The organism is Bradyrhizobium arachidis (assembly GCF_015291705.1).
Lineage (GTDB): Bacteria > Pseudomonadota > Alphaproteobacteria > Rhizobiales > Xanthobacteraceae > Bradyrhizobium > Bradyrhizobium arachidis.
Genome location: NZ_CP030050.1, coordinates 3,220,812 through 3,242,653 on the forward strand (window position 1 = coordinate 3,220,812; position 21,842 = coordinate 3,242,653).

16 protein-coding genes are annotated in these 21,842 nt (G+C 65.2%); 13 read left to right on the top strand and 3 right to left on the bottom strand.

The annotated features are described in order from the left end of the window. The first annotated feature begins 203 nt into the window (after nucleotides 1–203). The 12 genes from WN72_RS14925 to WN72_RS14980 all read left to right on the top strand — a co-directional run bounded on the left by WN72_RS14925 (nucleotide 204) and on the right by WN72_RS14980 (nucleotide 16,214). The gene (locus WN72_RS14925) at nucleotides 204–1,514 is read left to right on the top strand and encodes a CmpA/NrtA family ABC transporter substrate-binding protein (RefSeq protein WP_092214822.1); all 1,311 of its coding nucleotides are present in this window, start codon (nucleotides 204–206) and stop codon (nucleotides 1,512–1,514) included. A 64-nt stretch (nucleotides 1,515–1,578) separates the two neighbouring features. Continuing rightward, on the top strand, nucleotides 1,579–2,475 hold the full coding sequence (gene ntrB, locus WN72_RS14930; protein ID WP_092214825.1) for a nitrate ABC transporter permease: 897 nt from the start codon (nucleotides 1,579–1,581) through the stop codon (nucleotides 2,473–2,475). A gap of 13 nt (nucleotides 2,476–2,488) precedes the next feature. Beyond that, a complete protein-coding gene (locus WN72_RS14935) occupies nucleotides 2,489–3,283 on the top strand; it encodes an ABC transporter ATP-binding protein (protein WP_027558498.1) in 795 nt (264 codons plus the stop codon). A gap of 338 nt (nucleotides 3,284–3,621) precedes the next feature. Next, nucleotides 3,622–5,001 (top strand): MFS transporter, encoded by a 1,380-nt coding sequence (locus WN72_RS14940; RefSeq protein ID WP_027558499.1) that lies wholly within the window; start codon nucleotides 3,622–3,624, stop codon nucleotides 4,999–5,001. Between the two features lie 122 nt (nucleotides 5,002–5,123). After that, a complete protein-coding gene (locus WN72_RS14945; protein WP_027558500.1) occupies nucleotides 5,124–5,552 on the top strand; it encodes a globin family protein in 429 nt (142 codons plus the stop codon). Between the two features lie 10 nt (nucleotides 5,553–5,562). Further along, nucleotides 5,563–6,780, top strand: coding sequence for an NAD(P)/FAD-dependent oxidoreductase (locus WN72_RS14950; RefSeq protein ID WP_167380742.1), 1,218 nt, complete (start codon nucleotides 5,563–5,565; stop codon nucleotides 6,778–6,780). 15 nt (nucleotides 6,781–6,795) lie between these two features. Next, the gene (locus tag WN72_RS14955) at nucleotides 6,796–9,498 is read left to right on the top strand and encodes a nitrate reductase (RefSeq protein ID WP_092214831.1); all 2,703 of its coding nucleotides are present in this window, start codon (nucleotides 6,796–6,798) and stop codon (nucleotides 9,496–9,498) included. 224 nt (nucleotides 9,499–9,722) lie between these two features. After that, nucleotides 9,723–11,624, top strand: coding sequence for a methyl-accepting chemotaxis protein (locus WN72_RS14960; protein ID WP_167380743.1), 1,902 nt, complete (start codon nucleotides 9,723–9,725; stop codon nucleotides 11,622–11,624). 388 nt (nucleotides 11,625–12,012) lie between these two features. Then, entirely contained in the window at nucleotides 12,013–12,915 is a 903-nt protein-coding gene (locus WN72_RS14965; protein WP_092214994.1) for an SMP-30/gluconolactonase/LRE family protein, read from the top strand. A gap of 186 nt (nucleotides 12,916–13,101) precedes the next feature. Next, complete coding sequence (locus tag WN72_RS14970; protein WP_092214839.1) at nucleotides 13,102–13,941, top strand: aldo/keto reductase; 840 nt, start codon at nucleotides 13,102–13,104, stop codon at nucleotides 13,939–13,941. A 188-nt stretch (nucleotides 13,942–14,129) separates the two neighbouring features. After that, nucleotides 14,130–15,074, top strand: coding sequence for a DMT family transporter (locus WN72_RS14975; protein ID WP_027558505.1), 945 nt, complete (start codon nucleotides 14,130–14,132; stop codon nucleotides 15,072–15,074). A 60-nt stretch (nucleotides 15,075–15,134) separates the two neighbouring features. Continuing rightward, nucleotides 15,135–16,214: a zinc-binding dehydrogenase gene (locus WN72_RS14980; RefSeq protein ID WP_092214842.1), complete on the top strand. Its 1,080-nt coding sequence runs from the start codon at nucleotides 15,135–15,137 to the stop codon at nucleotides 16,212–16,214. On the opposite strand, the gene WN72_RS14985 is transcribed toward WN72_RS14980, so the two are convergent. From WN72_RS14985 to WN72_RS14995, 3 genes are all read right to left on the bottom strand, one after another. Continuing rightward, the gene (locus WN72_RS14985; RefSeq protein WP_092214845.1) at nucleotides 16,192–17,601 is read right to left on the bottom strand and encodes a TAXI family TRAP transporter solute-binding subunit; all 1,410 of its coding nucleotides are present in this window, start codon (nucleotides 17,599–17,601) and stop codon (nucleotides 16,192–16,194) included. The genes WN72_RS14980 and WN72_RS14985 overlap by 23 nt on opposite strands. Before the next feature lie 150 nt (nucleotides 17,602–17,751). After that, complete coding sequence (gene ppk2, locus WN72_RS14990; protein ID WP_092214849.1) at nucleotides 17,752–18,672, bottom strand: polyphosphate kinase 2; 921 nt, start codon at nucleotides 18,670–18,672, stop codon at nucleotides 17,752–17,754. Between the two features lie 134 nt (nucleotides 18,673–18,806). Next, nucleotides 18,807–19,268 (bottom strand): Lrp/AsnC family transcriptional regulator, encoded by a 462-nt coding sequence (locus tag WN72_RS14995; RefSeq protein WP_027558508.1) that lies wholly within the window; start codon nucleotides 19,266–19,268, stop codon nucleotides 18,807–18,809. A 133-nt stretch (nucleotides 19,269–19,401) separates the two neighbouring features. On the opposite strand from WN72_RS14995, the gene WN72_RS15000 reads away from it, so the two are divergent. Then, complete coding sequence (locus tag WN72_RS15000; protein WP_092214852.1) at nucleotides 19,402–21,765, top strand: transketolase; 2,364 nt, start codon at nucleotides 19,402–19,404, stop codon at nucleotides 21,763–21,765. Nucleotides 21,766–21,842 lie beyond the last annotated feature (77 nt).

Here is a 21,842-nt window from a genome sequence, read left to right on the forward strand (position 1 = left end):
CTTGGCATGAAGCTTGAATAGTTCCATGTCGACGCCATTGAAGCCGTCCCGCGAGACTTCTCATCCGATTTGCTGACGCCACCAGACGGGGGTCTCCCCCGCCATGCGTCCGCATGCGCCAAAGCCGGCGCAATCCCACGGACGGGCTGCTCGCGCGCACTGACGCCAACAATTCTGCAACGATGCAAAGGACGACACTGCCTATGACCAAGCGCACCCGCCAGCCTTCGGGCCTGAGCCGCCGTCAATTGTTGAAGGCCACCGGCTCGACCGTCGCTCTTCTCGCCGCCGCCAAGCTGAATTTCCCCGCCGGCGCCTTCGCGCAGGATGCAGGCCCCGAGGTCAAGGGCGCCAAGCTCGGCTTCATCGCTCTGACCGACGCGACCCCGCTGTTCGTTGCGAAAGAGAAGGGCATCTTCGCCAAATACGGCATGCCCGATGTCGAGGTGCAGAAGCAGGCGTCCTGGGGCACGACGCGCGACAATCTCGTGCTCGGCTCCGAAGGCAACGGCATCGACGGCGCCCATATCCTCACCCCGATGCCGTATCTGATCTCGGCCGGCAAGGTGACGCAGAACAACCAGCCGACGCCGATGTACATCCTGGCGCGGCTGAACCTGAACGGTCAGTGCATCTCGGTCGCCAAGGAATATGCCGACCTCAAGGTCGGCATCGACACCGCGCCCTTCAAGGCGGCGCTCGAGAAGAAGAAGGCCGGCGGCAAGGCGGTGAAGGCCGCAATGACCTTCCCGGGCGGCACGCATGACCTGTGGATCCGCTACTGGCTCGCCGCTGGCGGCATCGATCCGGACAAGGACATCGAAACCATCGTGGTGCCGCCGCCGCAGATGGTCGCCAACATGAAGGTTGGCACCATGGATTGCTTCTGCGTCTGCGAGCCCTGGAATCTCCAGCTCATCCATCAGGACATCGGCTACACCGCGATCACCACCGGCGAGCTCTGGGACAAGCATCCCGAAAAGTCGTTCGGCATGCGCGCGGCCTGGGTCGACAAATATCCGAAGGCGGCGAAGGCGCTGCTGATGGCGGTGATGGAAGCCCAGCAATGGGCCGAGAAGGCGGAGAACCGCGAGGAAGCCGCGGTGATCTGCGCCAAGCGCCAGTGGATCAACTGCCCGGTCGAGGACATCACCGACCGCATGAAGGGCAAGTTCGACTACGGCACCGGCCGCGTCGTCGACAACTCGCCGCAGCAGATGCGGTTCTGGAAGGACCAGGCCTCCTATCCGTTCCAGAGCCACGATCTCTGGTTCCTCACCGAGGACATCCGCTGGGGCAAGTACGAGCCCGGCTTCGACACCAAGGCGTTGATCGCCAAGGTCAACCGCGAGGACCTCTGGAAGGATGCGGCGAAGACGCTCGGCGTGGTTAGCTCCGATATCCCGGCCTCGACCTCGCGCGGCAAGGAGACCTTCTTCGACGGCAAGGTGTTCGATCCCGAAAATCCGGCTGCCTATCTGAAGTCGCTCGCGATCAAGCGCGTCGAAGTCTGATGGAGCCTCGCGGCCGCCTTCGGGCGGCCGCATCGTCCTTGCGGAAAGCCGGAGAGGGATTTCGATGAACATGCCTGCCACGAAGATTGAGGTTGAGACCGCGACGCCTGCCGCGACCATTGCGCCAGTCGTCGCGATGACGCCAAAGCGTCCGCCGCGCGCGGAGAGCTATGCGCGCATGGCGCGGGAGCTCGCCGTGCGCGTGATCCCGCCGCTGGTCGTGATCGCGCTGCTGACGCTGGTCTGGGAGCTGGTCTGCCGCCGTGCAGGCTCTGCGCTACCGCCGCCGTCAAAGGTGTTCAAGGACACCAGGGAGTTGATCTTCGATCCGTTCTTCGACCATGGCGGCATCGACAAGGGCCTGTTCTTGCATCTGTCCGCCAGCCTCCAGCGCGTCGCGCTCGGCTATTCGCTCTCGGCGATCGCCGGCATCGCGCTCGGCGTGCTGGTCGGGCAGTCGGTCTGGGCGATGCGCGGGCTCGATCCGCTGTTCCAGGTCTTGCGCACCATTCCACCGCTGGCCTGGCTGCCGCTCTCGCTCGCCGCGTTCCGCGACGGCCAGCCGTCGGCGATCTTCGTCATCTTCATCACCTCGATCTGGCCGATCATCATCAACACCGCGGTCGGCATCCGCAACATTCCGCAGGACTATCGCAACGTTGCGGCGGTGGTGCAGCTCAATCCGCTCGAGTTCTTCGCCAAGATCATGATCCCGGCGGCGGCGCCCTACATCTTCACGGGACTTCGCATCGGCATCGGGCTGTCCTGGCTCGCCATCATCGCGGCTGAAATGCTGATCGGCGGCGTCGGCGTCGGCTTCTTCATCTGGGATGCCTGGAATTCCTCGCATATCAGCGAGATCATCCTGGCGCTGTTCTATGTCGGCATCGTCGGCTTCGTGCTCGATCGCCTGATCGCGAGCCTCGGCAAGATCGTCACCCGCGGCACCGCGCAGAACTGAGGGAGAAGGGCAAATGACCGCCTATCTGAAGCTCGATCACATCGACAAGATCTTCACCCGCGGCGCGGCGACGACCGAGGTGCTGAAGGACATCAGTCTCACGATCGAGAAGGGCGAATACGTCTCGATCATCGGCCATTCCGGCTGTGGCAAGTCGACCCTGCTCAACATCATCGCGGGATTGACGGGTGCCACCACCGGCGGCGTGCTGCTGGAGAACCGTGAGGTCAACTCGCCCGGGCCCGATCGCGCCGTGGTGTTCCAGAACCACAGCCTGCTGCCGTGGCTCACCGTCTACGAGAACGTCAAGCTCGGCGTCGACAAGGTCTTCGCCAGGACCAAGACCAGGGCCGAGCGCGACGCCTGGGTGATGCACAATCTCAACCTGGTGCAGATGGCGCATGCCAGGGACAAGCGTCCCTCGGAAATCTCCGGCGGCATGAAGCAGCGTGTCGGCATCGCCCGCGCGCTGGCGATGGAGCCGAAGGTGCTGCTGCTCGATGAGCCGTTCGGCGCGCTCGACGCGCTGACGCGGGCGCATTTGCAGGACTCGGTGATGGCGCTGCATCAGAAGCTCGGCAACACCATTCTGATGATCACCCACGACGTCGACGAGGCCGTGCTGCTCTCCGACCGCATCGTGATGATGACGAACGGGCCGAGCGCACGGATCGGTGAGGTGCTGGACGTGCCGCTGGCGCGGCCGCGCAAGCGGCTCGAGCTTGCGACCAACGCGACGTATCTGAAGTGCCGGCAGCGCGTCCTCGAATTCCTCTACGAGCGTCATCGCTTCGTAGAGGCCGCGTAAACCAAAGGTTAATGCGCGAGACGAGCGCGCCTAAATAATTGACATCAAGCTCAATCCTTGTGCGCCGCACAAGGATTGAGCGAATCGCAAATTTAGCGTGCGGAAAAGCCCTGCGAAGATTTCGGGCAATGCGAATAACGTCCTGAAATCCCTGTGTTTCCAGCGTGCGCGCAATTGGCACGGAAATTGAAACACCTTTTCCGACGCCAACGACGACGTCCCTCAACATCATCAATCAGCATCGTGAACTCGCCACCGGGGAGAAGCCCCGGAGCGTGCCTCCGTGACCGGAGGCTGAGCCTGCAACGACGCAGCGGTGAGCCTGGAAGGGATACTCAATGACGAAGAATCCTACTTGGATTTCAGACTGGCGCCCCGAAGACGAGGCGTTCTGGAATGCGACTGGCAAGACTATCGCGCGACGCAACCTGATCTGGTCGATCGTGGCCGAGCATATCGGCTTCTCGGTCTGGCTGATCTGGAGCATCGTCACCACCAAGCTGCCGCAGGCGGGCTTCCACTACACCACCGACCAGCTGTTCCAGCTCGTCGCGGTGCCGGGCCTGATCGGCGCCCTGATGCGCTTTCCCTACACTTTCGCGGTGACGACCTTCGGCGGCCGCAACTGGACCATCTTCAGCGCGGCGATCCTGTTCATTCCGACGCTGTCGCTCGCCTACTTCGTCAGCCAGCCCGATACGCCGTTCTGGCTGATGCTGTTGGTCGCCTCGACCGCCGGTCTCGGCGGCGGCAACTTCGCCTCCAGCATGACCAACATCTCCTTCTTCTTCCCTGACCGGATGAAGGGATGGGCGCTCGGCCTCAACGCTGCAGGCGGCAATATCGGCGTTTCCAGCGTGCAGCTCCTGACCCCGATCCTGATGACGCTCGCCGTCATCAACCTGTTCCAGGCTTCCCCCGTCGACGGCATCTTCCTCCAGAACGCCGGGCTGATGTGGGTGCTGCCGATCGCGATCGCGGTGTTTGGCGCGGTGTTCTTCATGAACAACCTCACCACGGCGAAATCGTCGATCAAGAACCAGCTCGCGGTAGTCAAGCGCAAGCACACCTGGATCATGGCGTATCTCTATATCGGCACGTTCGGATCCTTCATCGGCTACTCCGCGGCGTTCCCGCTGTTGCTCAAGACGCTGTTTCCGTCGGTGACGATCTCGATCGCCTTCCTCGGTCCGCTGGTCGGCTCGCTGGCCCGTCCGTTCGGCGGCTGGCTTGCCGACAAGGTCGGCGGCTCCATCATCACGTTCTGGAATTTCATCGTGATGGCGGGCGCCACCGTCGGCGTGGTCTATTTCGTCGGACAGAAGGATTTCGTCGGCTTCCTCTCGATGTTCCTGATCCTGTTCGTGACCACGGGCATCGGCAACGGCTCGACCTACCGCATGATCCCCTCGATCTTCCGCGAGCAGAACCTGTTCAGGGTGCGCGGGCAGGGCGACGTCGCGCGTGCGGCTGCCTTGAAGACGGCGAGCATCGAGAGCGGTGCGGCGGTCGGGTTCATCGGCGCGGTCGGTGCCGTCGGCGGCTATCTGATCCCGAGCGGCTTCGGCAAGTCGATCGCCCTGACCGGCGGTCCGCAGCTCGCGCTCGCGATCTATCTCGGCTTCTACGCCTCGTGCCTGGCTTTGACCTGGTGGTTCTACCTGCGTCGCAGCCCGCAGGGCGAAGGCGCGCCGAGCCTTGCGGAAGCAAGGGTCTAATACTTGGTATGAAAATCGCTTCTCTCCGTACGCGGGGAGAAGCCGCTCTGATGACGTTTGACCCATGAACCTTGTTCGCAACGGCGCGGACAAAGGCAGACCGAAACAGACAGGAGACCATCATGACGCCTCAGCAGATCGCCCTCGTGCAGCAAAGCTTTTCCAAGGTCGCACCGATTTCGGAAGCAGCCTCAAAACTGTTCTACGACCGCCTGTTCGAAGTGGCGCCGTCCGTGCGCGCGATGTTTCCTGAAGACATGACCGAGCAGCGCAAGAAGCTGATGGGCATGCTCGCTGCCGTCGTCAACGGCCTGTCGAATCTCGAGACGATTCTTCCCGCGGCCTCTGCGCTCGCCAAGCGCCACGTCGCTTACGGCGCCAAGGCCGAGCACTATCCCGTGGTCGGCGCGACCTTGCTGTGGACCCTGGAGAAGGGTCTTGGCGAGGCCTGGACGCCCGAGCTCGCCGCCGCCTGGACCGACGCCTACGGTGTGCTGTCCGGCTACATGATTTCCGAGGCCTATGGCGCGCAGGCGCAGGCTGCCGAATAGGAGATGCCTTGTGAGTGAACCGCTGGTCATCGTCGGTAACGGTATGGCGGCAGCTCGTCTGGTCGACGAGCTCGCCAAGACCGCGCTCGGCCGCTACGCGGTCGCTGTGATCGGCGAGGAGCCGCGGCTCGCTTACAATCGCGTGCTGCTCTCCTCCGTGCTGGCCGGCGAGACCGGCTCGCACGAGATCGAGCTCAGGCCGGCGGACTGGTGGCGCCATCGCGGCGTCACCGTGCGCTACGGCTACCGCGTCACCGAGATCGACACCGGCCGCCGCGAGCTCAAGATCGCCGGCGAAGAGAGCATGGAATATTCCAAGCTGGTGCTCGCGACCGGTTCGACGCCGCTGCGGCTCAACGTGCCGGGCGCTGATCTTGCCGGCGTGCACACCTTTCGCGACACCCGTGACGTCGACCTGCTGCTGACGCTTGCAGCCGCGAAGAAGCGCGTCGTCGTGGTCGGCGGCGGCCTGCTCGGACTCGAAGCCGCTTACGGTCTCGCCAAGGCCGGCGCGCCCGTGACGCTGCTGCATCTGATGGACCGGCTGATGGAGCGCCAGCTCGATGGGCCGGCCGCTGATCTGCTCAAGACGCTGGTCGAGCGCAAGGGCATCCGCATCCTGCTCAACGCCTCGACCGCTCGCATTCATGGCGAGGGCCATGTCGAGGCGGTCGAGCTCGCCGACGGCAGCCGCATCGAGGCCGATGCCGTGATCTTCGCCGCTGGTATCAAGCCGAACATCGCGCTGGCCAGGGACGCCGGCATCGCCGTCAACCGCGGCATCGTGGTCAACGACGAGATGCAGACGGCGTCCCCCGACATCTACGCGCTCGGCGAATGCGCCGAGCATCGCGGCACCTGCTATGGCCTGGTCGAGCCCGCCTACGAGCAGGCGCGGGTGCTGGCTCGGCATCTCGCCGGCAAGCCCGCCGCCTATCAGGGCAGTGTGGTCTCGACCAATCTGAAGGTCTCGGGCGTCAGCGTGTTCTCCGCAGGCGATTTCATGGGTGGCGAGGGCAGCGAGAGCCTCGTGCTGACCGACCGCAGGCGCGGCACCTACAAGAAGCTCGTCATCGCCGACGGCCGGCTGACCGGCGCCGTGCTGATCGGCGATACTGTCGATGCGCTGTGGTATCTCGAGCTGATCCGCAATCGCGACAAGGTCGCGGCGATCCGCACCGACATGATGTTCGGCCGCACGCTCGCGCTTCCGTCCAAGGCGGCTTGATGGAGGCGGCCTGACATGACGGCGATCGATCCAAACCTTCGCGCGACCCGAACGACGTGCCCGTATTGCGGCGTCGGCTGCGGCGTGCTGGCAACGCCGGACGGCAAGGGCGGCGCTGCGATCGCGGGCGATCCTGATCATCCCGCCAATTTCGGCCGGCTGTGCTCGAAGGGCTCCGCGCTCGGCGAGACCGTCGGGCTCGAGAGCCGGCTGCTCTATCCGATGATCCGCTGCAAGGGCGTGCTTGAGCGCGTCGCCTGGAGCGATGCGCTCGACCATGTCGCGCACCGCATGCAGCACATCGTGGCGCGCGATGGTGCGGACGCGGTCGCATTCTATCTCTCCGGCCAGCTGCTCACCGAGGATTATTACGTCGCCAACAAGCTCATGAAGGGCTTTGTCGGCACCGCGAACGTCGACACCAATTCGCGGCTCTGCATGTCGTCCTCGGTCGCCGGCCACCGCCGCGCCTTCGGCGCCGACACCGTGCCCGGCTGCTACGAGGATCTCGACCAGGCCGATCTGCTGGTGTTCGTCGGCTCGAACGCAGCCTGGTGCCACCCCGTGCTGTTCCAGCGCATGCTCAGGAACCGCCAGGAGCGCGGCGCGCGAATGATCGTGATCGATCCGCGCCGCACCGACACCGCAAGCGACGTCGATCTGTTCCTCGGCCTCAAGCCCGGCGCTGACACGGCGCTGTTCTCCGGCCTGTTCGTCCATCTCGCCGACAATGGCGCGCTCGACAAGGACTACATCGCGCAGAACACCAGCGGTTTCGACGATGCGCTGGCGCGCGCGCGCAACATCGCCGGCAGCATCGCCGCGACCGCGCTCGCGACAGGCCTCAACGAGCAGGATGTCGCGACGTTCTTCAAGATGTTCCGCGACACCGAGAGGGTCGTCACGCTCTATTCGCAGGGCGTCAACCAGTCGGCGCAGGGCACCGACAAGGTCAACGCGATCCTGAATTGTCATCTCGCGACGGGTCGCATCGGCAAGCCTGGTGCCTCGCCGTTCTCGCTGACCGGTCAGCCCAACGCGATGGGCGGGCGCGAAGTCGGTGGTCTCGCCAACATGCTCGCCGCACATATGGGCTTCACGCCGCCGGACATCGACCGGGTCAGGCGGTTCTGGAACGCGCCGCGCATCGCCACCCATGAGGGGCTGAAGGCGGTGCAGCTGTTCGAGGCAATCAACCGCGGCGAGGTCAAGGCGCTGTGGGTCATGGGCACCAATCCCGCGGTGTCGCTACCCGATGCGGATTTCGTCCGCGAGGCGCTGAAGAAGCTCGAGTTGTTCGTGGTGTCCGAGAACGTGCTCTCCAACGACACGGTGGAGGCTGGCCCGCACGTGCTGCTGCCTGCGCTCGCCTGGGGCGAGAAGTCCGGCACAGTGACCAACTCCGAGCGCCGCATCTCGCGCCAGCGCTCGTTCCTGCCGGCGCCGGGCGAGGCGCGGCCGGATTGGTGGATCCTGAGCGAGACCGCAAAACGTCTCGGCTTCGGCGACAGCTTCAATTACAAATCCGCCGCCGATATTTTCCGCGAGCATGCCGCGCTCTCGGCGTTCGAGAACAATGGCGGTCGCGATTTCGACATCGGCGCGCTGACGTCGCTCTCCGACGAAGGCTTCGATGCCCTGAAGCCGGTGCAGTGGCCGGTGCGCGAAGGCGGAGCACCGGGCGAACGCTTCTTCGCGCAAGGCGGCTTCTTCACCAATGACGGCAAGGGCCGCTTCGTCGCGCCGGAGGTGCCGTTGCTGCGCGGCGAGACCGGACCGTCGCGTCCCCTCAGGCTCAACACCGGACGCATCCGCGACCAGTGGCACACCATGACGCGCACCGGCCTCAGCCAGCGCCTGGGTGCGCATCTGCCCGAGCCGTTCGTCGAGATTCATCCCGACGACGCCGGCAAATTCGGCATCGTCGATGACGGCTATGCCCGCATCACCACCGATTACGGCCAGTGCATCCTCAAAGTGGTCGTCAGCGAGCGCCAGCAGCGCGGCACGCTGTTCGCGCCGATCCACTGGAGCGCGATGAACGCCTCGCACGGCCGCGTCGGCGCGCTGGTTCAGTCGTTCACCGATCCGTTCTCGGGCCAGCCGGAATCGAAGGCCACTCCGGCCGCAATCGCGCCCTATGAATACGTCTTCCGCGGCTTCGCGCTGTCGCGCAAGCAGCTCGACCTGCCGCAGAACCTGTTGTGGACCCGCGTCACGGTCTCAGGCGGCTTCGGCTATCTCTTCGCAGACAATGCCGATCTGTCGCGCTGGCCGGCCTGGCTCGAGGGCGTCGCCGGTGAGGACATCGCCGAGTATCGCGACTTCGGCGGCGGCGTTTATCGTGCCGCCGCGTTCGCGGGCGATCGCATCGAGACCTGCCTGTTCGTCGGCCCTGCTCACGACGCCGGCGACTGGGAGGTGGTGAAGAGCCTGTTCGTCGCCGACCAGGTCACGGACGATCAGCGCCGCATGCTGCTGTCGGGCAAGTCCAGCGAGGGCGCCGCTTCGACCGGCCCGATCGTCTGCGCTTGCTTCGGCGTCGGCCGCGGCACCATCTGTGACGCTATCTCATCCGGCGCACGTACGGCGGCCGAGATCGGCGCAAAGCTCAAGGCCGGCACGAATTGCGGCTCCTGCATCCCCGAGCTGAAGCGCCTGATTGCAACGACGGAGGCACCGGCGAAGCAAGCCAAGCTGGCGGGGGCGGCGGGCTAATTCGGCCGTCCGCCGGCCGGAAGGGGACCTTGGGCCACGCGCCGACGGCGTACCGGGGGTCGGTGGTTGCCGGACTGTTAAGCAATTCCAGCTAGAATGGATCAATTTTTGCGAATTGATACTTTCGGGGCTGGGAACACATGTTTGGCAGACTTCGGTCGGCGCGTCTTTTTCAATTGCACAGCTTTCACCTTGGCCTGCGCACGCAGGTGCTTTTGTTGGGCGTGACCGGCGTCCTCATGGTGGGCGTGATCTATCTCGCCGGCCGGCAGATCGAGGATCGCAGCCGTGCAACCGCCGACCGCTTCACCAAGCTGGAATCCGAAACCGCGCGCCTGTCCGAGAGCCTGTTGCAGGGGCGCGAACTCGCCACCAATTTCCTGCAGAAGCCGACCGACAAGAAGGTCGCCGCGCATGACGAGACGCTGCGCGCGGCGACCGGCCATCTGGCGGCAGTCGAAGAGATCGCCGCTGCGCTTGCGGAAGACGATCCGCTGCGCAAGGCGCTGTCGTTCCGCCCCGTCATCGCCAGCTACAACACACGCTTCGCCAATGTGGTCTCCGCCCAGAAGCTCGTCGGCTTCAACGAGAATGACGGGTTGCAGGGCAAGCTGCGCGCGGCCGTGCATTCGGTCGAGAGCAAGCTCAAGACATTCGACCAGCCGCGGCTGTCCGTTCTCATGCTGATGATGCGGCGGCACGAGAAGGATTTCATGCTGCGCGGCGACGAGAAATACGGCGACGAACTGAGCAAGCGCGTCGGAGAATTCCTGACCGAGCTTGGCAAATCCGATCTGCCCGATGACGCCAAGGCCGAGATCAAGAAGCTGATCGACAGCTACAAGACGAGCTTCCTCGCCTTCATGGCCGGCCAGAGCACGCTCAACGAGGAAGCCGAGGATCTTGCCCAGATCTACGATCGGCTGCGGCCCAATCTGGAGACCGTCAGGACCGCGGCCGGCAAACGCCTCGAGGCCGTCAGCGATGAGCTAACGGTCGTGCAGCGCTATGTGGTCTGGTCCATCGCCGTCACGGTTGCCGTGATGATCGTCGTCGCATTCTGGTTCGGCCGCCGGCTGACTGCGCCGCTCACCCGCATGGTCCTGGCGATGGAGCATCTGGCGAACGGCGATCTCGACCGTCCGATCGAGCAGGTCGCGCGCCATGACGAGATCGGCAAGATCTCGACGTCGCTCGCCGTCTTCCATCACAAGCTGCTCGAGAACCGGCACATGGCCGATGCCCGCGAGCAGGCCAAGCATGACGCGGAAGCCCAGCGCAAACAGGGGATGCTCGAGATTGCCAATCGTTTCGAAGCGGCGGTCGGCAGCATCGTCAATGCGGTCACTGCGGCCTCGTCCGAAATCGAGCTGGCGGCCAATGGATTGACCAATACGGCGGAGGGGACCAATGCCTTATCCGCAACGGTCGCTGCCGCATCCGGACAATCGTCGGCGAGCGTCCAGTCGGCGGCCGCCGCATGCCAGGAGATGGTGACGTCGGTCGGCGAGGTCGGCCGGCGGGTCGCGCAGTCACATGAGGTGGCGCTCGCTGCCGTCGCGCAGGCGAGCCGGACCAACGGCCAGATCGATGCGCTCTCGCAGACGGCCGACCGCATCGACGAGGTCGTGCGCATGATCTCGGCGGTGGCCGGGCAGACCAATCTGTTGGCGCTGAATGCAACGATCGAAGCGGCGCGCGCCGGCGAGGCGGGCAAGGGCTTCGCGGTCGTCGCCTCGGAGGTGAAGGCGCTCGCCGGCCAGACCGCGAAGGCGACCGACGAGATCGGCCGTCAGGTCGCGCAGATCCAGTTGGCGACGCGGCAGTCGGTGGACTCGATCAAGGAGATCGGCGGCACCATCGAATCCATGGCGGACATTGCATCCTCGATCGCCGCTGCGGTCGAACAACAGGGCGCCGCCGCGCGGGCGATCGCGCGCGACGTGCAGCAGGCGGCGCAGGGCGCATCCGAAGTCTCCACCAGCGTCGAGGATGTCAGGCGCGGCGCATCCGAAACCGGCGCTGCCGCCGGCCAGGTGCACGGCGCGGCGCTCGCGCTGCTCGACGAAAGCAAGCGCCTCGGCAGTGAGGTCGATCAGTTCCTGGCCACCGTCCGCGCGGCTTGAGGCGGGCGAGCGAAGACTGCCATAGGGTGGGCAAAGCGAAGCGTGCCCACCATCACCCGAAATAACGAAGAGATCGTGGGCACGGCGCTTCGCGCCTTTGCCCACCCTACGGCTGGCACGCAACCATCCCCGTCATCCTGAGGTGCCGGAGCGTAGCGGAGGCCTCGAAGGATAGACGGCCCGGCTGCATCGGGGCCGTTTCATCCTTCGAGGCTCCGCGTTCGATGCGTTCGCATCGCTCGCGTCGCACCTCAGGATGACGGGGCCCGATTGGCGGCTCGCGGCAGTCCATCTTGCCAACGCAGCCATGCCCGTCGTTCCAATCGACGCGCCCGCGATTGTGCCCTATGTTGCCGCACTTCCCCTCTCAGCAATCATAACAACCATGATGTACCTGGAAACGCCGCCGCGCCTGATCGAAGCAAAACTCTTCTCCGCCATGCCCGACACATTCCGCCGCAAGGGCGTGCGGACCGATTGGGCCGATGCCAACCGGCCGGGTGTGCCGACCGATAGCTTCATCGAAGGGCCGTCGTTCGATAAGGACGGCAATCTCTACATCGTCGACATTCCGTTCGGCCGCATCTTCCGGATTGCGCCCGGCGGCGCGTGGTCGCTTGTGATCGAGTATGACGGCTGGCCGAACGGATTGAAGATCGCGCCCGACGGCCGCATCCTGGTGGCCGACTACATGCATGGCATCATGGAGCTCGACGCCAAGGCCGGCCGCATCACGCCGGTGCTGACCGCGCGTAACTCAGAATCCTTCCGCGGCTGCAACGATCTGCATCTCGCTTCCAACGGTGACATCTATTTCACCGATCAGGGCCAGACCGGCCTGCATGATCCGAGCGGCCGCGTCTACCGGCTCGCACCGAACGGGCGGCTCGATTGCCTGATCGACACCGGCATCAGCCCGAACGGGCTGGTGCTCGATCCCCGCGAGAGCGTGCTGTTCGTCGCGATGACGCGCGACAATGCGGTGTGGCGGCTGCCGTTCATGAAGGACGGCAGCGTGTCCAAGGTCGGCCGCTTCTGCTCGCTGTTCGGCACCAGCGGCCCCGACGGCATGACCATGGACGCCAAGGGACGCCTGTTCGTCGGCCACGCCTCGCTCGGCCACGTCTTCGTGTTCGCGCCGAATGGCGAATTGATCGCGCGGATCAAATCCTGCGCGGGCGCGAACTGCACCAATGTCGCCATCGGTGGCGCGAACAAGGATCGTCTCTATATCACGGAGTCCGCGACCGGCAGCGTGCTGGTTGCGGATATCAGCGCATTGAACTCGTAAGCGCGCGGCTTTTCGCCTCTCCCCGCGTGCGGGGAGAGGCCGCAGTTGCGCGAAGCGCAAATGCGGGTGAGGGGGACTCTCCACGAGTCCAACTGCTACCTTGATTGCGGAAGCTGCCCCTCACCCCAACCCTCTCCCCGTAAGAACGGGGAGAGGGGGAAGAAACACCGGAGTTCGGAGACAAACATGAACACAAAACCTTTCGGCAAGACCGGCGCCAATGTCTCCGTGATCGGGCAGGGCACATGGTATCTCGACCATGGCGATCGCAAGCGCGCGATCGCGGCGCTGCAGCGCGGGCTCGATCTTGGCATGACGCATATCGACACCGCCGAGATGTATGGCGATGCCGAACTCGTCATTGCCGACGCGATCGCGGGCCGGCGCGACGAGGTGTTCCTGGTGTCGAAGGTGCTGCCGAGCAACGCCTCGCGCCGCGGCACCATCACCGCCTGCGAACGCTCGCTGAAGCGGCTGAAGACCGATCGCCTCGACTGCTATCTCCTGCACTGGCGCGGCTCCTATCCGCTGGAGGACACCGTCGCCGCATTCGAGGAACTGGTGACATCAGGCAAGATCAAATCCTGGGGCGTCTCCAATTTCGACGCCGACGATCTCGACGACATTCTCGACGTCTCCGGCGCGGGCCGCATCGCCTGCAATCAGGTGCTCTATCACCTCAAGGAGCGCGCGATCGAGCATGCGGTAATCCCGTGGTGCGAGCAGCACGGCGTCGCCGTGGTGGCCTATTCGCCGTTCGGCCACGATGATTTCCCGGATGCGCGCAGCAAGGGCGGCGCAGTGCTCGCGCGCATCGCGGAGGCACGTCGTGCGACACCGCGTCAGGTCGCGCTGAGCTTCCTCACCCGTGTGACTACGGTGTTCGCGATTCCGAAGGCTTCGTCCGCGGAACATGCCGGCGAAAATGCGGCTGCCGGCGATCTCGTGCTGACGAAAGAGGAGATTTCGGCGCTCGATGCGGCGTTTCCGCGCGGTCCGAAGCCGCGCAGCCTGCCCATGTTGTAGCGCACAACCCCCCATTATTAATGGAGTATTGACGCGCGCGGACGTGAGCGCATATCGGCATCCTGTTTTCGGAAGTTGTGAAAGCGGCGCTTTTGTCGTTTTTTACGATCGTTCCCGAATCGTCGTTTTCCCAGGTTCCAGCCGTGACCCCGCCGCCCGCCGCAGCCGCAAGGCTCGACAGTATTCCCATGCCTTCCGTGCCGGAGAAGAAGCAGGAGGCTCGCCGCGCGCCTGCGCGCGTCGATCATCCCTTCAAGGGCATCGCGCTGGTGCTGCTGTCGACGGTGTTTCTCGGCTGCTCCGACGTCACTGCGAAATACCTCTCGTCGAGCCTGCCGTCGATCGAGATCACCTGGATCCGCTTCGTCACCTTCGCGCTGATGTTCACGCCGGTGATGCTGCCGGGCTCGCCGCTGCATGCGATGCACACCGACCGGCTCGGCCTTCAATTGATGCGCGGCGCGGCGCTGCTCGGCTCCTCGCTGTTCTTCATCACGGGCCTTCGCTTTCTTCCCATCGCGGAAGCCTCCGCCACCGGCTTCGTCTCGCCGCTGTTCGTCACCGCGCTCTCGATCATCTTCCTGAGCGAGAAGGTCGGCATGCGCCGCTGGATCGCGACCGCGATCGGCTTGATGGGCGTGATGATCATCCTGCGCCCAGGCTCGAGCGCGTTCCACGTCGCCGCGTTCTTCCCGATCGTCTCGGCATTCTGCTGGGCGGCCGCGCTGATCCTGACGCGGATGATGAGCGGGCGCGAAGCCGTGCTCACCACCATGGCGTATTCCGCGCTCACCGGCGTTGCCATCCTCAGCCTGATGGTGCCGTTCGTCTGGGTCACGCCGAGCTGGACTGCGATCGGGCTCGGCATCGTCATCGGTGTTGCTTCCACCGTCGGCCAGTGGATCGTGGTGCTGGCCTATCGCTATGGCGACGCCTCCGTGCTGGCGCCGTTCTCCTACACGCAGCTGCTCTGGGTCAGCATTTTGGGCTTCTTCCTGTTCGGCGAAGTCCCTGATGTCTGGACCGTCACCGGTGCCGCCTTCATCGTCGCCAGCGGTCTTTACATCGCCCATCGCGAGCGCATCCGCCGCGCCCAGCTCCTGGTGCTGGAAGAGCGTTCCCCGAACCCCTGACGCAAGTCCGCGCGTCCTGAGACGTGCTATCAACGGCTCCAACGACAGGGGAGGGGCCGGATGCGCGCTGCGATTTTCAGGAACGGTGAGATTGTCGTCGGCCGGATGGCGGAGCCGACGCCGGGCCCCGGCCAGGTGCTGGTCAAGACGCTCGCCTGCGGCATCTGCGGCTCCGACCTGCACGCGCGTCAGCACGCTCCTCGCATGGTGGAGATGGCGAAGAGGACTGGGCGTACGCCGATGGATCTTTCGCGCGACGTCGTGTTCGGCCACGAGTTCTGCTGCGAGATCGTCGACTACGGCCCCGGCTCCGCGCGCAAGCTCAAGCCGGGCACGCATGTCTGCTCGCTGCCCGCGCTGCTGACAGCGGAGGGCATCAAGGGCATCGGCTATTCCAACGACTTCGTCGGCGGCTATGCGGAACAGATGATCTTGAGCGAGCCGCTCCTGCTCGAAGTGCCCAATGGTCTTGCGCCGGAACATGCCGCGCTGACCGAGCCGCTCGCGGTCGGCGTTCACGCCGTGGCGAAGGCGAATATCGGGAGCGGCGAGGTGCCGCTGGTGATCGGTTGTGGCCCGGTCGGTCTCGCGGTGATCGCGGCGCTGAAGATCAAGGGCCTGCACCCGATCATCGCCGCCGACTATTCGCCGGCGCGGCGCGCGCTTGCCGCAAAGCTCGGTGCGGACGTCGTGGTCGATCCCAGGGTGTCGCAGCCCTATGCGACCTGGGCCGAGCACGCCCAGATGTCGGAGGCGGAGAAAGCCGCGCGGCCACCGTTCCAGGCCATGCTGCCGGCGCTCAAGCCCGCGATCATCTTCGAATGCGTCGGCGTGCCCGGCTTGCTCCAGCAGGTGTTCGAAGGCGCGCCGCGCGATGCCAGGATCGTCGTTGTCGGCGTCTGCATGGAGAGCGACAGAAACGAGCCCATGCTCGGCATCATGAAGGAGCTGAACGTCCAGTACGTGCTCGGCTACACGCCGGACGAGTTCGCCGCGTCGCTGCGCCTGATCGCGGAAGGGCAGGTGGATGCCGCAGCGATGGTGACCGCCGAGGTCGGCATCGACGGCGTCGCCAAGGCGTTCGCCGACCTCGCCAATCCCGAGGCGCATACCAAGATCATCGTGCAGCCGTGGAGATAGGCACCGGCTGAAGCGCGCCGCCGCCCGGCTTTGCGGGCGCCTCCGCGATCACGGCGCGGCGGTCGACGATGGCCTGGTGGAACTGCGCCAGCACGAGGCCGAACGCGGCGAGGTCGCCGTCCTCGATGGCGCCGTCCTCGTGACAGGCGAGTGTCTCGCGCAAAATCTCGTCGGCGGCGCCCTGCATCGCCGCGAGGTCGTCCAGCGAGGTCGCCTCGCGCACGCTGGAGATTGCCGTCAGCAGGCGGTCGCGATGCAGCGCGTTCAGGCTGCGCTCCTCGCGCCTGAGATAATGCCGCAGCCACGCGGCGACCGAGCCGAGGCCGGAGAGCAGCAGCACCGCACCCCAGATGTAGTCGCTGTACTTGTCCATGAAGCTGCGCTCGTTGCCGTCGATATAGGCGGCAGCGCCCGGATGGGCCGGCAGCGCGGCATCCTTGTCGGTGTCGGGCTTCTGGATGTGGCTGGCGCCGGGCAAATCCTTCGCGAGTGACGGCCGGACCGCGAACAGCTCGCGGGTGAAGGCGCCGACCGTGTCCTCGGACAATGACGCGGGCGCGACGATCAACTGATTGACGGCGATGGTGTCGATCTTGTCGTCGGGCCGCTGCGGCGTCGTGGCAAATGCGCTCGCCGGAATCTCCTCGGACTCATAGAGCGGGTGCCGCTCGGCGATCGCGTCGGAAACGTCGACGGACAGGAATTTGGGCTCGCCGCGCAGCCGCGCGGTCGTGGCGATCGTGCTGGCGATGACCTTGTCGTCGAGCGCCCCCACCATCATGAAGGCGTCGAGCGCGGCATCCTGGGTCATCTCGGAGATGCGGTCGGTGCCAAACTGGGTGATCGTCACCTTCTGCGGGTTGACGCCTGATTCCGCCAGGATGACGCGCAGCACGTCGACATTGGCATCGCCGAGGCCGACGACGCCGATGCGGCGCCCGCTGAGCGATGCGATCTCGGTGACCTTGGACCGCGCTGCGCCCTTGCGCCCCGTCGGCGCCCACAGCACCACGAAATTCCGCCGCAGGATCGCAACCGAATTGGTCTCGGCCGGCATTGCGAGATCGCCGCGCGCCACCGCAAGATCCGCCTTGCCGGTGCCGAGCAAATTGAGACTTTGCAGCGTGCCGTCGGTCTCGATCGGGACAAGGCGTATCGCGCCGGCCTTGGCGTCGAACGCCTTCGCCAGCGCCGCGATGAGTGTCTGGTCGTCGCTGCCGGCAGGACCGACGGCGATGCGCAGCGTCGCCGGCTGCCAGGCCCAATAGGACAGGGCGAGCGCAACCGTCAGCACGGACAGCGCGCTCGCCAGCGCGAGCCACGGGCTGAGGCGAGCGCGGCGGCGGGTCGAATCCCTGGTCACGCTCAGATCGCTCGGCACGGGCATCACGCTGTCCTCGTCCGAAAAGCCGGTCCGCCGCTAAAGCATGATCCGGAAAAGTGCGCCGCGGTTTTCCGAAAAGATCATGCTCAAGCAACAATCTAAAGCGCGATGACGATTCATCCCAATCTCATCGCGCTTTAGCGGCAGGCGCCGTCAGTATTTCGCCGGCACGTACATCTCCGGCGGAATCGGGCCGCGGTGATAGTCGGGATTGCGCACGCGATCCGGCAGCACCACCGGCACGCGCGCCACTTCCTGGTACGGGATCTGGTCGAGCAGATGCGCGATGCAGTTGAGCCGGGCGCGCTTCTTGTCCACGGCATCGACGATCCACCACGGAGAGTCCGGCAGATGCGTGTGCTCCAGCATGGTCTCCTTGGCCTTGGTGTACGCCTCCCAGCGGGTGCGGGCCTCGACGTCCATCGGGCTCAGCTTCCATTGCTTCAGAGGGTCGCGGATGCGCATGGTGAAGCGGAACTGCTGCGTGTCGTCGGTGATCGAGAACCAGTATTTGACCAGGATGATGCCGGAGCGGATCAGCATCCGCTCGAACTCCGGCACGGTCTTGAAGAACTCCTGGTACTGCTCGTCGGTGCAGAAGCCCATCACGCGCTCGACGCCGGCGCGGTTGTACCAGCTGCGGTCAAACAGCACCATCTCGCCGCCGGCCGGCAGGTGCGCCACATAGCGCTGGAAGTACCATTGCGTACGCTCGCGCTCGCTCGGGGCGGGGAGCGCCGCGACGCGGCAGATGCGGGGATTGAGGCGCTGGGTGATGCGCTTGATGACGCCGCCCTTGCCGGCGGAATCGCGGCCCTCGAACAGTACCACGACCTTCTTCTTCTCGCTCTGCACCCAGTCCTGCAGCTTGACAAGCTCGCCCTGGAGGCGGAGCAGCTCGCGGAAATAGAGCTTGCGGTCGACCGTCGGATTGAGCATGTCGGTCTCGTCCAGCAGCTCGTCGAGACGGGCATCATCCAGCTCCATCTCCAGCTCCTCGTCGAGATCGTCGGCCATCTCCTGAATGATGCGCTCGCGTTTGGCGGTTTCGGAGGTGCGGTCGGATGCAGTCATGGTGGTCCTTCTTTCGGCTCAGGTGCCTTCTCGCCCGCGACCATCGGCGGGGTTTATTGCGGCAATGTGACATTGGCGGCCGGGCCGCCCGCCCTGGGTGGAATGGGCCCTGATACGGCCCGGCAGCCCTGCTGTCAGACCGGCAGCGCGATCGAATATTTCACCTGGCTGAGCGCGAAGCTGGACTCGATCGAGGCGATGCCGTCGAGCCGGGTCAGCTTGGTCTTCAGGAACGTCTCGTAGGAGGCGAGGTCGGCCGCCACCACCCGCAGCAGGTAGTCGCGGTTGCCGGTCATCAGATAGCACTCCAGCACCTCGTCCCATTTCGAGATGGCGCGGGCGAAGCGGTTGAGGTCCTCCTCCTTCTGCCGCGCCAGCTTGATCGAGATGAACACGCTGACGTGCAGCCCGAGCGCCTTCTGGTCCACGGTGGCGATATAGCGCGAGATGACGCCGCGCTCCTCCAGCAATTTCACCCGACGATGGCAGGGCGAGACCGAGAGCCCGACCTTGTCGGCGAGCTCCTGCATGGTCAGCCGGCTGTCGGTCTGGAGCAGCGCGAGAATCTTGCGGTCGATGGCGTCGAGGTCGGGCATTGGGATGGAACCTGCTTCTGGAGGCAATTGATTGGTAAAATATCCCAATATCGGCAGGTATGGCGCGAAAAATTGAGAAGTTTGGCGCTTCTCGCAGGCGTATCATGAGGGATGATTTCCGGGAGCATTGCCCATGCCCGTTGATTCCGCCCGTCTCGACACATTGACTGCCCTCGCTCGCAAGGCGCTGTGGCTGTCGTCATGGACCATCCACCACGCCAACCACATCCGCCCCAATGCGGACGGCCTCAAGGTTGGCGGCCACCAGGCCTCCTCGGCCTCGCTCGCGACCATCATGTCGGCGCTGTATTTCAGCGTGCTCAGGCCAGAGGATCGCGTCGCGGTGAAGCCGCATGCGAGCCCGGTGTTCCACGCCATCCAGTACCTGTTCGGCCGGCAGAGCCGCGAGAAGCTGGAGAATTTCCGCGGCTTCAAGGGCGCGCAGTCCTATCCCTCGCGCACCAAGGACGTCGACGACGTCGACTTCTCCACCGGCTCGGTCGGCCTTGGCGTTGCGCAGACGCTGTTCTCCTCGCTGGTGCAGGACTACGTCAAGGCGCATGGCTGGGCGAAGGATCGCCGCGAAGGGCGGATGATTGCCCTCGTCGGCGACGCCGAGATGGATGAGGGCAATATCTGGGAGGCGCTCGCCGAGGGCTGGAAGCACGGCCTGCGCAACACCTGGTGGGTGGTGGACTATAACCGCCAGTCGCTCGATGCCGTCGTGCGCGAGGGGCTCTGGGAGAAGTTCGAGACCATGTTCCGCAATTTTGGCTGGGACGTCGTCATCGTGAAATACGGCCGGCTGATGCGCGAAGCTTTCGCCGAGCCGGGCGGCGAGGCGCTGAAGCGCTGGATCGACAATTGCCCGAACGCGCTCTACGCCGCGCTGTGCTTCCAGGGCGGCGCGGCCTTCCGCAAACATCTGCACGACGAGATCGGCGACCAGGGGCCGATCACGAAGCTGATCGACAAGCGCAGCGACGAGGAGCTGCTGGCGCTGATGTCGAACCTCGGCGGCCACGACATGGCGAGCATGCTGGAGGCGTTCGAATCCATCGATCACGACCGCCCGGTCTGCTTCATCGCCTACACCATCAAGGGCGTCGGCCTGCCGTTCCAGGGCCACAAAGACAACCACGCCGGCCTGATGACGGTCGCGCAGATGGAGAAGTATCGCGAGAGCCAGAACATCCGCCCCGGCCACGAATGGGACAAGTATGAGGGCCTCGCGCAGGACGCCGCCGAGCTCGACGCCTTCCTCGCGCGCGTGCCGTTCAACCAGGACGGACGCCGGCTGACCGCGCCCGTGGTCGAGGTGCCCGCCCCGCTCGCCTTCAAGCCGTCGCCGCAGATGTCGACCCAGCAGGGCTTCGGCCTCGTGCTGAACGAGATCGCGCGCGGCGACAGCGAGCTCGCCAGCCGCATCGTCACGACTTCGCCCGACGTCACGGTGTCGACCAATCTCGGCCCCTGGGTGAACCGCCGCGGCCTGTTCGCGCGCGCCGAGAAGGCCGATTTATTCCGCAGCGAGAAAATTCCGTCCACGTTCAACTGGGACTTCTCGCCAAAAGGCCAGCATCTCGAGCTCGGCATTGCCGAGATGAACCTGTTCATCATGCTCTCGGCGCTCGGCCTGTCGCACCAGATCAACGGCGAGCGGCTGCTGCCGGTCGGTACGCTCTACGATCCCTTCATCGAGCGCGGCCTCGATGCGCTGAACTATGCCTGCTACCAGGATGCGCGCTTCATGGTTGCGGCGACTCCCTCCGGCATCACGCTGGCGCCCGAGGGCGGCGCGCACCAGTCGATCGCAACGCCCTTGATCGGCATGGCGCAGGACGGGCTCGCTTCGTTCGAGCCGGCCTTCGTCGACGAGCTCGCCGTGATCATGGGTTGGGGCTTCCAGCACATGCAGCGCGATCCGGGTGAGGGCGGCTCGGTCTATCTGCGGCTATCGACGCGCAGCATCGAGCAGGCGCAGCGGATCATGACGCCGGAGCTGCAACAAGGCATCACCGACGGCGCCTATTGGCTGCGCAAGCCGGGCCCGAATGCCGAGGTCGTGATCGCCTATACCGGCGCGGTCGCCCCTGAAGCGATCGAGGCGACCGGCTTCATCGGCGAGAGCCGGCGCGACATCGGCCTGCTTGCGATCACCTCTGCCGACCGTCTCCATGCGGGTTGGACCGCCGCGCGAAGATTGCGGCGCGATCGGCGCGGCGTGCAGCATCTCAGCCACATCGAAAAGCTGCTGGCGCCGCTGCCGCGCGACTGCGGCATTGTGACCGTGATCGACGGCCATCCCTCCGCGCTCGGCTGGCTCGGCAGTGTCCGCGGCCATCGCGTCGAGGCGCTCGGCGTCGAGCAGTTCGGCCAGACCGGAAGCATCGCCGACCTCTACCGCCACTACGGCATCGACGCGAACGCGATCATCGATGCGGCCGAAAGCCTCACCACCGGCGCGCCGGTGCTGCATCGGAAGATGGCGGTGTAGTTGTCATTCCTGGGCGACGCGTAGCGTCGAGCCCGGAATCCATCGGGCCTCGGTACAGGTGGTGAAATGGATTCCGG